This is a genomic window from Paenisporosarcina sp. P4_D4, from assembly GCF_056401835.1.
In genome coordinates this window covers 1-11,150 of the sequence record NZ_JBFUIO010000078.1, presented here as the reverse complement: position 1 = coordinate 11,150, position 11,150 = coordinate 1, and the positions used below count along the sequence as shown (strand labels likewise).

14 protein-coding genes are annotated in these 11,150 nt (G+C 40.1%); all 14 read right to left on the bottom strand.

All coding sequences use genetic code 11. The features are described 5' to 3' along the window. Positions 1-314, bottom strand: a 314-nt coding sequence (locus AC1DSL_RS13615; protein ID WP_477532574.1) for a zinc metallopeptidase, incomplete at its 3' end; no start/stop codon positions are given. Positions 315-376: 62 nt separating this feature from the next. After that, positions 377-976: a lipoprotein heptaprenylglyceryl N-acetyltransferase LhaT gene (gene lhaT, locus AC1DSL_RS13610; RefSeq protein ID WP_342541705.1), complete on the bottom strand. Its 600-nt coding sequence runs from the start codon at positions 974-976 to the stop codon at positions 377-379. A gap of 62 nt (positions 977-1,038) precedes the next feature. Then, positions 1,039-1,800: a menaquinol-cytochrome c reductase cytochrome b/c subunit gene (locus AC1DSL_RS13605; RefSeq protein ID WP_016427403.1), complete on the bottom strand. Its 762-nt coding sequence runs from the start codon at positions 1,798-1,800 to the stop codon at positions 1,039-1,041. A 41-nt stretch (positions 1,801-1,841) separates the two neighbouring features. Further along, a complete protein-coding gene (gene qcrB / locus AC1DSL_RS13600; protein WP_016427404.1) occupies positions 1,842-2,516 on the bottom strand; it encodes a menaquinol-cytochrome c reductase cytochrome b subunit in 675 nt (224 codons plus the stop codon). Between the two features lie 20 nt (positions 2,517-2,536). Next, positions 2,537-3,040 carry a QcrA and Rieske domain-containing protein gene (locus AC1DSL_RS13595; protein ID WP_016427405.1) on the bottom strand — a complete coding sequence of 168 codons (504 nt, stop codon included), beginning with the start codon at positions 3,038-3,040 and terminating at the stop codon, positions 2,537-2,539. Between the two features lie 164 nt (positions 3,041-3,204). Next, positions 3,205-3,666: a YpiF family protein gene (locus AC1DSL_RS13590; protein ID WP_477532573.1), complete on the bottom strand. Its 462-nt coding sequence runs from the start codon at positions 3,664-3,666 to the stop codon at positions 3,205-3,207. 29 nt (positions 3,667-3,695) lie between these two features. Beyond that, positions 3,696-4,250, bottom strand: a complete 555-nt coding sequence (locus AC1DSL_RS13585) for a ReoY family proteolytic degradation factor (protein ID WP_477532572.1) — start codon at positions 4,248-4,250, stop codon at positions 3,696-3,698. Positions 4,251-4,263: 13 nt separating this feature from the next. Further along, complete coding sequence (locus AC1DSL_RS13580; RefSeq protein WP_477532571.1) at positions 4,264-5,523, bottom strand: tetratricopeptide repeat protein; 1,260 nt, start codon at positions 5,521-5,523, stop codon at positions 4,264-4,266. A gap of 70 nt (positions 5,524-5,593) precedes the next feature. After that, positions 5,594-6,901 carry a 3-phosphoshikimate 1-carboxyvinyltransferase gene (aroA, locus tag AC1DSL_RS13575; RefSeq protein ID WP_477532570.1) on the bottom strand — a complete coding sequence of 436 codons (1,308 nt, stop codon included), beginning with the start codon at positions 6,899-6,901 and terminating at the stop codon, positions 5,594-5,596. 232 nt (positions 6,902-7,133) lie between these two features. Then, on the bottom strand, positions 7,134-8,234 hold the full coding sequence (locus AC1DSL_RS13570; RefSeq protein WP_477532569.1) for a prephenate dehydrogenase: 1,101 nt from the start codon (positions 8,232-8,234) through the stop codon (positions 7,134-7,136). Next, a complete protein-coding gene (hisC, locus tag AC1DSL_RS13565) occupies positions 8,231-9,331 on the bottom strand; it encodes a histidinol-phosphate transaminase (protein WP_036659712.1) in 1,101 nt (366 codons plus the stop codon). The genes AC1DSL_RS13570 and hisC overlap by 4 nt, the downstream gene beginning before the upstream one ends. A gap of 20 nt (positions 9,332-9,351) precedes the next feature. After that, positions 9,352-9,723: a chorismate mutase gene (gene aroH / locus AC1DSL_RS13560; protein ID WP_016427412.1), complete on the bottom strand. Its 372-nt coding sequence runs from the start codon at positions 9,721-9,723 to the stop codon at positions 9,352-9,354. Beyond that, a complete protein-coding gene (gene aroB / locus AC1DSL_RS13555) occupies positions 9,720-10,826 on the bottom strand; it encodes a 3-dehydroquinate synthase (RefSeq protein WP_477532568.1) in 1,107 nt (368 codons plus the stop codon). Before aroB ends, aroH begins: the two co-directional genes overlap by 4 nt. A gap of 3 nt (positions 10,827-10,829) precedes the next feature. Then, a partial coding sequence (locus AC1DSL_RS13550) for a chorismate synthase (protein WP_477532567.1) occupies positions 10,830-11,150 on the bottom strand: 321 nt, incomplete at its 5' end.

Sequence of the window (11,150 nt, the reverse complement as noted above, 5' to 3'; positions counted from 1 at the left end):
TCTTTATGCTGAATCGCATGTCCAACTTCATGGGCAGCAATTGCAGTACCAGCGACTGAAGCTTCATGATAATTGTGCGAAGATAATGCGACAATTTTCGTCATAGGATTGTAGTGATCGCTCAAGTAACCGCGACTTTCAACCACTTTAACATCTTGTAAACCGTTTTGATCTAAAATTAAACGTGCTACCTGAGCACCAGTCATCCCAGATGTAGAACGTACTTTTGAGTATTTTTTATACGTACTCTTTACTTTATATTGCGCGTAAATTGGTAACAATAATAATACGGCAAAATATATCAAAAAACCCAAATGGATCATCTCCCTATTTTCTATCTACCACTTATTTTATCTGCCCTGCAATAAATGAGCAACTATTTAGGCTGCTGAAGAGGTGACGATTTAGTGACCTTAATCGCAAGTAATATACAAGCGATTGATAACCAGAATGTAAAATAGCCGATTGCCTGAAAATGTTCGCTCAAGCTACGATAGATTGGCATTTGTCCAAAGACATAGTCAATAACATCATTATGTAACGTCCAGATCGATGCTATCAAAATATGTTTCCACGTGAATTTATAGTTAGGTATATATAGTACTGCTTGTACGGCCATCGCAAAATGACTCGCAATCAACATCCATCCGACCGCACCAATTGGACTCCCTTCAAATTGTGTCCAAATGTTCATTACTACTGCCCATAATCCATATTTTACAAGCGTAATCAAAGCGAGAGCTTCAATAAGCTTGAAATTTCGGTTAATCAGCCATCCAAATAGAGCAATTGAGAAAAATAAGCTGGCTGTGGGACTATCTGGTACGAAAATCAAGAAAATCGGATCCGTTATTGCAAGTTGCCACCCATACCAGTAATACCCATAAGCAGTTCCTAAAATATTTACGATGAGCAACAACCACATGAATGATTTATGAAATAATATGAATTTAATTTGAGTAAGTAAAGTATGCACTTCCTACGACTCCTTTATGTACAAAAAAAGAGCCAGTTTCCTGACTCTCTTTTTAAAATCAATTATGGTGTTAACTCATCAATGAATGTAGCTAACTCTTTTAATTCTTCTTCAGTACCTTTGAACGAGCCAGCTGGCATTGTACCTTTACCATTTTTCGCGATTTCCATAATTTCTTCAGCCGTTTTATCAGTAGCTGCTAAAGATGGACCGATACCACCTTCAAATGCATTACCGTGACAGCCTATACAAGATGCTTCAGAGTAAATTTTATACCCTTCCGCTTCTGTGTCGAATTGTGCTTCTTCACGAATTTCACCTTGAGCTTTTGCTGCTTCCCAGTCATGGTTGACCACTGATTCCCAAGTAAGGTAAATCATTGATGCCAATGCAAGTAGCATAAATGCCGTTGGTAAAGGACGTTTAAATGGACGACGTTCTGGACCTTTGTCCAAGAATGGTGCAAGCATTAGTGCACCAAACGCAAGTCCTGGAATAACGATTGCTCCGATAACATTATATGGACCAGAAGCAAATTCATATTTTAACAATTGATATAAGAACAAGAAATACCAGTCCGGTAGTGGAATGTAACCTGTATCTGTTGGATCCGCTTGGCGTTCAAGTGGTGATGGATGTGCAACAGTCAAGATTAAATAACCAATTAAGAAAACGGAACCAACCAACCATTCTTTCAATAAAAAGTTTGGCCAGAAAGCTTCTGTTTTACCCGGATACTCGGAATAGTCTTTTGGAATATTCGGTTTGCGATTAGCAGGTACACGAGAATCCCCGACAAATTTCATCCCTTTTCCGCGATGCATATTGTCCCCTCCTTTTAGAAATCATCAAAGACGCTGTTTTTTTACAACGGTCCTGAAATACCTTGTTTACGAATCATGATAAAGTGTGCTGCAAGCAACCCAAGCAAAGCAGCTGGTAAGAAGAATACATGAATCGCAAAGAATCGTGTTAGCGTTTGTGCACCGAGAATGTGTTCATCGCCGGCTAACAAGGTTTTAATAGCTCCTCCGATAAATGGCACGGATGCAGCAATTTCAATACCTACTTTCGTTGCAAACAACGCTTTCATGTCCCAAGGAAGTAGGTAACCCGTGAATCCTAAACCTAACATGACGCCTAAAATCAATACGCCGACAACCCAGTTAAGTTCACGAGGTTTTTTATAAGAACCTGTAAAGAATACACGTAATGTATGAAGGAAAATCATAACGATTACAAGTGAAGCTCCCCAGTGATGCATACCACGCACAATTTCACCGAATGCTACTTCGTTTTGTAAGTAGTAAACGGATTTCCATGCATTTTCAATATCTGGCGTATAGTACATTGTTAAAAACATACCCGAAAGAATTTGAATCACAGTGACGAAGAACGTTAAGCCCCCGAAACAATAAACGAATGCTGAAAAATGATGTGCAGGGTTAACGTGCTCTGGAACTTCATGATCTGCAATATCACGCCAAATAGGAGTAATATCCAGACGTTCATCCACCCAATCATAAATCTTATTTAGCACTGACGTCGTACCCCCTTACTTTAAACTAATGTATTTGGTCGTGTTTTACCGATTTGTAAAAGACCATCTTTCACACGTACTTCGAACTCATCCAACGGACCTAGAGGTGGTGTTTTTGGTACGTTCTTACCATTCTTCTCATATCGACCACCGTGACATGGACAGAAGAATTGGTCCGGGTGATCCGGGCTACCTGCCCAGTTTACCGTACAACCTAAATGTTTACATACTGGAGATAGCGCGATAATTTTGTCGCCCTTTTTGTAAACCCATGCAGTGCTTGTGACTTCAGATGTATACCATGCATCTACTTGTTCAAATGAAAAGTCTACGCGTTCCGGCACATCAGTGATATCAGCCACTTTTTTATCAGTTGGTACAAAGTCTCCGCCTCCAGCTTTTTGCAATACTGGATCGATTGCAAAACGAACCATCGGCATTAACATACCTGCAGCCATAAACCCACCAACACCGGTTAGTGTGTAGTTTAGGAATTGACGTCTTGATACACGATTGTTACTCATCCTTTTCCCCCCTCTAACTTTAAAGGTCAGTCCAACGGACATACTTATACAAAAAATAGTAAAACTAGGACAGTTCTATGATAGCTCAATAAAAAACGGAGGTCAATATTCCTTTAGTTGCGAACATCTACTTTGTGAACATTTCTTGAAGCTTATTGAACTGCCTATTCCCAGCGATTTGCAAATACCGGAATTATTTGTCTCAATTGATCTTCCAGAACKGATTGACGCAATTTCTGGTCCATGTGTTCAAGTGGTATAGAAGGCGTATAAATAACGTTTAATTCACTTACTTCATTTCCCCACGTCATATCGCATGAAACAAAAAACAAGTGCTTAAAGCCCGCTTCATTCAACGTTTCCGTCCATTCATTCCCTAATTGTTGCCTATTGGAACGCTTCGTATACGATATCGGTGGCATTAACACCACTCGTCCTTTAAATTGATTTTCGATAAAAGCGGTAAGAGACATCAAAAATTCAGCGCTTGATGCATTTTGTTTCAGTTGGCTGGCTTGTCCATCGATTAGTAACAAAGGGATTACGGCTGTATCAACAAATTCTTTCTGTTCTAAAAATACATTTATATCTTTTGAGTTCCAGTACATATCTTCATTTCCTTTCAACAAAAAACTTCATCGCATATACGATGAAGTTAAGATTTGGATGATTCTTTCATCCCTTGTAGCAATTTAGACAATTCAAAAAATCGTTCTTTATCATTGGCGTCCAAAGCTTCATCAATTTGTTTCAATATATGTTCTTCTCTAAATGAATTCATGCTGACTTTGAGCACTTCTTCAGCTATAAGACGATCTTTGTCGTTAATATGCAKGTATTTCGGCATAAATGGATTTTCTTCCAAAACCGCCAAATACTCTGAACTTGGTGGTACATTTGGAAAATTCAACTGAATAAACATGTCTTCATTTGGATTTAAACGTAAGTCGTGAAATGATTTCTCGGCATCTGCAGTCATTAAATTTCCTTTGTAAAAGCGAAAAGGCACGCCATTCGACTCTGTAACAGACATAACCATCGCTCTTGGGCAGTAATGTGCTTCTTCTACAAAATGTACTTTTTGGAGTAAATCATCATGACTTAACAAATAATTGAGGATCCATACGCATTCTCGTCGTTTCATTTGATATCGTTTCAAAAACCAACGCACAAATTCTTTCTTTTCCATCACAGAAACAGATGCGGTCATACTACTCCTCCTTTCACGACAATGATTCAATCAGGTCTTGCCATCTTTCTTCATGAGGTTGTAAAAGAACTAATTGTCTACCTATTTCTAGGGCTTCATCACGTTTTCCTTCTTCCAGCAGAAAATAAACGTATTTTTCCATGAACAACGGGTCTTCCTTATGATCAGTATATGCCAAAGAATAAAAATCGTATGCACGTTCAAAATTTTCTTCTTTCGCATAGGCATCAGCCGCAAATGGGTATAACGCGGACCAATCATCTTGATTATTTGAAATGATCTCAATCAATTCAATGACATCCTGATCGCGTTCTTCTGCGTGTAAATATGACACTAGAGTCAACGTCGCTTCCATATATTCTGGGTCCAGTGCGATTGCCTGACGCAAATGCTGTTCAGCTTCTATCACTTTACCTAGTTTCAAGGCTATTTTGCCGGCAAATAAATACAATTCCTTATCATATTCATCACGACTTAATCCTTCTAGAATTGCCTGGTATGCTTGTTCATGGTCTTCAAGCATGCTATAGGCTTGCGACAGGAGCAAATGTGCAGAGAAATAGTCTGGGTCCAATGTCTTTACTTCGTTCAGTTTACGAACTGATAAATCATACTGCCCCGCTTGGAATGCGGCATAAGCATAACCAAAAAGCAAATCTGGCGTAACATGGTTTGACAGTGATTCTTCGTAAAAAGGAATGGCATCTTCATATGCCGCTCCAGCACTGTAAACTTCAGCTAAACGTTCGGATAAACGTACCCCGGCAATTTCATCTGTTGTGGTTTTTAAGTTTTCATATAGTCGTGCAGCTTCGAGATACTTTCCTGTTTCAAGTAAAAGTTCCGCTTTGGCAAAAATCAATAAAGGCTCTCCCGGCAATAGTGCGAGTGCTTGGTTGATTTTTTGCTCTGCCGATTCGTAAAACCCTTGCATTTGATAATAATCAGCTAGACTCAGTAATGCTTGTGGATATTCTTCCTCATGCTCTTCAATGCTTGTCAGCAAAAGTAAGGCTTCATCTTCTTCGTCAATTTCCATGAGTATCTGTGCTCTATCAATCTTGATCTGCGCTTCATTAGGAAACAAAAACTGAAGGTGTTCCAGTATTTGTTCACCTTCTTTTAAATATCCAGCTTGAACTAGCATATTTGCAATCTCATATTGAGCATCTGGTTCCCCTGAAAGTTGCAATGTTTCGATTAAAGACTGTATGGTCTGCAAATCGCCCGCTTCAATCGCTTCAATAAATTGTTGACTTATTTCCATCTCCATCACCCGTTCTCTTTCTATTCATACCATATGCTACATCACGACTACCCCATTCACAAGAAAAAACTCCCCGCTAGCGGAGAGTTTCACAAGTTGACACATTTCGCAAATGATCAAAGAAGTTGGGGTAAGATACGGAAATGCACGAAGCATGTTCAATTTCGATAGGTCCTGTCGAAATCACTGAAGCGATTGCGCCCATCATTCCGATGCGATGGTCTCCATAAGACTGTAGAACCCCTCCTGTAAGAGTAACAGGACCATTTATGACCATTCCGTCTTCGGTAGCCTCGATATTGGCACCTAATTTCTTTAACTCATCTACAACTGCTGTAATGCGGTCTGTTTCTTTTACTTTTAATTCCTCTGCATCTTTAATCACCGTCGTACCCTGAGCTTGGGTCGCCAGTAATGCAATGATTGGAATTTCATCAATCAAGCGGGGAATTAACTCTCCGCCGATTTCAATGCCTTTGAGCTGTGAAGATTGTATCGACAGACGTCCTATTGGCTCTTCATCCCCGCCGTTTTCCAATTCAATATCCAACTTGGCTCCCATTTGTTGCAACACATCGAGAATGCCGGTGCGTGTTGGATTTAAACCGACATGTTCCAAGTGGATGCTACTGTCTTTCGCAATTGCTCCTGCCACCAAAAAGAATGCAGCTGAGGATATATCTCCTGGCACTTCAATATGTGTTGCAGAAAGCTTTTGACCACCCTGGAGTTGAATGACTCCATCCTGACAAGTGATGTCAGCACCAAATTGGCGTAACATACGCTCGGTATGGTCTCGTGAAACTTCTGATTCCCGTACTGTCGTTACACCATTCGCTTGAAGACCAGCAAGAAGGATGGCTGATTTTACTTGCGCGCTGGCAACAGGCATAGTGTAGTCTATTGCAGTCAAATCAGTGCCTTGTATTGCAAGTGGAGTGAACTGCCCCCCACTTCTGCCAGAGATTTGTGCACCCATTTGCCTTAAAGGTTCGATTACACGCTTCATCGGTCTTTTAGCGATTGATTCATCCCCTACAAGAACGCTGTGAACGTTAGATCCGGCTAATATTCCAAGCATTAAACGAGTAGTTGTCCCAGAATTTCCTGTGTCCAAAATTTCAGAAGGTTCTTTCCAACTTTCCATCCCATCGCTCGTAATCGTAACCTGATTGCCATTCACTTGAATATCGACACCTAATTTTTGAAAACAGGAAATTGTACTTAAACAATCATCTCCAAGCAAAAAACCATTAACCGTTGTTTTACCTTTTGCCATTGCCCCGAACATGATAGAGCGATGAGAAATTGATTTGTCTCCAGGAACTCTAACTGTTCCACGAAGGGCTACTTGCTCTGCTTGTAATTTTATGGAGTCCTTCAATCCATTCACATCCTTATATTCTTATTGGATAATAATTGCTCAGTATAAATTCATCTTTTTTCTTCGCAGATTTGAGAAGCTATACTCTCTCTTTATAGACTATCTTAAACGATTTAGTTAATCGTACATTTGCGTAAGCGTTGGTCTCATGCTTAACGCTCATGTGGGTGACCAACATCATGTTGGCCCGAGGAGGCTTGCCATTCGTCCGCGGAAAGAGAGCAGACTCACTCTATGATATATACGTTTCGTAGATTGTTTCATTTGCAATACAACCGCCCGCTTTATTTCGGTCTTCGATTGTCTGAAAGCTGATGACCAAAATCCCAAAAACATCTTCCCTCGTTTCAACAATTCGCAAGTTTGTAATGCTGATCATGTGTTTTGCCAGAAGTCCTGTTATTTCAGAAATGACACCAGGATAATCAGGAACATCCACATACAGATCAAATACAGAATACATGGCGCCTTGTGAAGTAATCGGCAATTCATCTCTGACGTATTTGGCTCTTGAAAAGTAGTGCTCTATATTTGAAGGTTCCGCTTGCATAAGCAACGTTTTTACTGTGTCCATTTCTTTTTGCCATTTTGTCAATTGATTGACCAATTCGATTCGATTTTGAATGGTTATATCTCTCCACATCACAGGATTCGATGAAGCAATCCGTGTGATATCCCGAAAACCACCTGCTGCCAATTGGCGAGTGAAGGGAAATTCTTCATTCTCACTGGATAATTGGTGAACCAAGGACGCAGCGACCAAATGTGGAAAATGACTGACTACAGCGGTCATATGATCGTGTTCAGACGCAGAGACTCGGAGAATCTTCCCCTTTGTCGGTTGCAACAACATTTCAAGGGTATGAATTTTTTCTTCATCTTCCTGTTCCAATGGAGTAAGCATGTAGTAGGCATTTTCAAATAAATGAGCCTTCGCTGCTTCAACACCACTTTTGTGTGAACCGGCCATTGGATGTCCTCCAATAAATGTAAGGCCAAGTTTTTTAAGTGATTTTGCTTTTTCCATGATGATTTTCTTTGTACTGCCGGTATCTGTAAGGATGACACCTTTTTTAAGCTGCCAATGCTGTGCTTCGTTCATTAACTGAAGCGTTGCATTGACTGGAGTCGCAAATACAATGATATCTGCCATTCTTGCAGAATCTTTTATACTGAGTGCCATGTCATGAATGACACCTAATTTTTTGGCTTTACGAACGGTGTGTGAGTCCGAATCAAAGCCAATTACTTTCACTTCAGGATTCTTTTGAATGGCCAATGCCAATGAACCACCAATTAAACCCAGACCTACGATTAGAACATGCGTTGTCATGCAAATACCTCTAATTCTTTTAAAACATCCGCCAACGCTTTTAAGAATGCATCATTTTGTTGAGTCGTACCTATAGTGATCCGAATATATCCCGGTGTTCCAAGTGCATTTCCACTACGGATAATAAAGCCTTTTTTAAGGAGACCTTCAAATACTGTATCGGCGTCAGCTTTTACTTGAAGAAGTACAAAGTTTCCTTGAGTGGGATACATATGTAGGTCATGTTTTGTGGCATATTCATTAAATTGCTGTTTTCCTAATTCGTTTTTGATAATACATTCCTTAAGAAATGCCGTATCTTGAAGTGCCGTCAATGCAGCGCCTTGACTGATTACTGTATTGTTGAATGGTTCACGGACCGGATCCAGACGAGCAATCAGTTCCTTTTGTGCCACTGCATAACCGACTCGAAAACCTGCAAGTCCATATGCTTTCGAAAACGTTCGCAAAATAATGACATTGCCATGATCTTTTAAGAGATCAACGGATTCTTTGTATGCGGGGTCAGTTACGAATTCGTAATAGGCTTCGTCAATCACTATAAGTACTTCTTCGGGAACTTTTTGAATGAATTGTTCCATCTGCTGATGATTGATTAGCGTACCTGTCGGATTATTTGGAGAACACAACCAAACGATTGCTGTTTTTTCATCGATTTGGCGAACCATTTCTTCCAGGTCATGAGCCCCGTCTTTCAATTGAACTTCACGAACCTCTGCACCCTCAATCACCGCATTATGTCGATATTGTGGGAAAGTAGGAATTGCCATGACAGTATTAACTCCTGGCTGAAGCAAAGCACGAGAAATCATCATGATAATTTCATCCGATCCATTTCCAAATAACAATTGTTCTTCTGCCACACCTACCGTTTCTGCCAAAGCATGACGTAAACCACTTGCGTATCCATCTGGATAAATGGCATGATTTATCGCTTGGTTTTCCAGGAATTCACGGACTTTTGGAGATGTTCCAAAAGGGTTTTCATTCGAAGCGAGCTTCACGATATGATCTAAGCCATAGATCTTTTTCACTTCATCGATTGAACGTCCTGGTTGATATGGTTTCATCCCTGTTAATTGGTTTTTCCACTTCATCGTCATTCGCCTCTACCTTCTTACTTATTGTTTGTTATTAAATCAGGTCGTAATTTAACTGCATCGTTCATGTATACATGATGAATATCGCGTTGCGATTTTTCCGTATTGACGTGCATCAATACACGTATACACAATGGCATCGCGCCTGGTACATCCATTTCATGGGTACACATAACAGGTACGTATGTCCATTCAGGAATACTTCGGACAGCTTTTGCAGGAAATGCAGAAGCTATATCAGTTGTCGTTGAAACCACGACAGATGCAACATCCTCAGGACTGATTTGGTTTTCTCTAGCCATTGTCAAAACAAGCTTCTCTGTCTCAATTAAAATATGAGATGTCGAATCTTCTGGTATGGTGGTCGCTCCTCGAATACCACGAATCATTTATGTACCTCCTTACTCCATTTTCGTAATTGTTCATGTGCCCGTACTACTTCTTCAACGGGGACAATTTTCATACATGGTTTTCCGATTTGTTCGAGTAGAACAAAATGAAGATCACCATAAGAAGCCTTTTTATCACGTTTCATATAAGGAATGAGTTGATCGATTTCCTGCTTTAAAACAGGTTCAAATGAATACCCAAAAGCGTTCAAAGCATTAAAAAGCTTTTTGGCTGTTCCTTCTTTGAGCGACAGTAGTTTTTCACTTAACTGAAGTGAAATCACAAGTCCAATTGCAACGGATTCCCCGTGCGTTATATTTCCGTATCCAACTGACGCTTCAATTGCGTGTCCATAAGTATGTCCTAAATTCAGATATTTCCTTACGGATTGCTCAAACTCATCCGCTTTCACTATATCAGCCTTTACTTGAATGCCTTTAACCAAGAAAGATAACTTCTGTTCTTCTGATATATTTTCAAGAGATTGATAAGAAAGCAAATCTTCCAACCAATTCTTATCCGAGATTAGAGCATGTTTTATTACTTCAGCCATCCCTGATAATACTTGTTGATTAGGCAACGTGGCTAATGTCAAAATATCAAAAATGACAGCTTCAGGCTGATAAAACGAGCCGATCATATTTTTCCCTTGCGGATGATTGACTGCCGTTTTCCCTCCAACTGCACTATCATGAGCTAAAATAGTTGTCGGTAATTGTATAAAAGGAATCCCTCGCATGAATGTAGAGGCAACAAAACCTACTACATCACCACATGCTCCACCGCCAAAAGCGAAAAGAATTGATTTTCTGGTACACCCTTTTTCGAGCAAAAACGACTGACATGCCATAAAGGTCTCCATAGATTTACTGGATTCCCCTGCAGGCAACCGACATATATGAACGGATGTATCCAAAAACGATTGGAGAGGTTTCAGCAATTTGTCCAAATGCAGATTGGCAACTGCTTCGTCGACAAAGATTACCACATGATCTGCATGTTTAATTTGCTTTTCATATAAAGCCAATGCAGGCTCGTATATGAATGAACCTACATGAACTTTGTATGATTTGCTTTCCGTGTCGATTGAAATAGTATGCATTCTTTAGAACTCCTTTGTATAGGCACGGTGCTGGTTGATTGAATTGAGAAGTTGTGGCATTTGATCACTATGGAATTGTTCCAAAATGGCATTGGCAATTTCCCACGCTACGACATGCTCTGCAACAACAGAGGCTGCAGGTACAGCACAACTATCTGAACGTTCTATACTAGCTTTAAATGGTTCTTTCGTAGATATATCGACACTTTGAAGAGGTTTATATAGAGTTGGAATGGGTTTCATTACACCTCGGACGACAATTGGCATTCCAGTGGACATGCCACCTTCCAGTCCTCCTAGTCGATTTGTTGTTCTGGTATACCC

Coding starts and splice junctions, on each gene's coding strand:
- hisC (WP_036659712.1), bottom strand. CDS start 9,331: ATGAAGTGGAAAAACCAATTAACAGGGATGAAACCATATCAACCAGGA.
- aroB (WP_477532568.1), bottom strand. CDS start 10,826: ATGCATACTATTTCAATCGACACGGAAAGCAAATCATACAAAGTTCAT.
- AC1DSL_RS13570 (WP_477532569.1), bottom strand. CDS start 8,234: ATGACAACGCATGTTCTAATCGTAGGTCTGGGTTTAATTGGTGGTTCA.
- AC1DSL_RS13580 (WP_477532571.1), bottom strand. CDS start 5,523: ATGGAGATGGAAATAAGTCAACAATTTATTGAAGCGATTGAAGCGGGC.
- aroH (WP_016427412.1), bottom strand. CDS start 9,723: ATGATTCGTGGTATTCGAGGAGCGACCACCATACCAGAAGATTCGACA.
- AC1DSL_RS13595 (WP_016427405.1), bottom strand. CDS start 3,040: ATGAGTAACAATCGTGTATCAAGACGTCAATTCCTAAACTACACACTA.
- AC1DSL_RS13605 (WP_016427403.1), bottom strand. CDS start 1,800: ATGCATCGCGGAAAAGGGATGAAATTTGTCGGGGATTCTCGTGTACCT.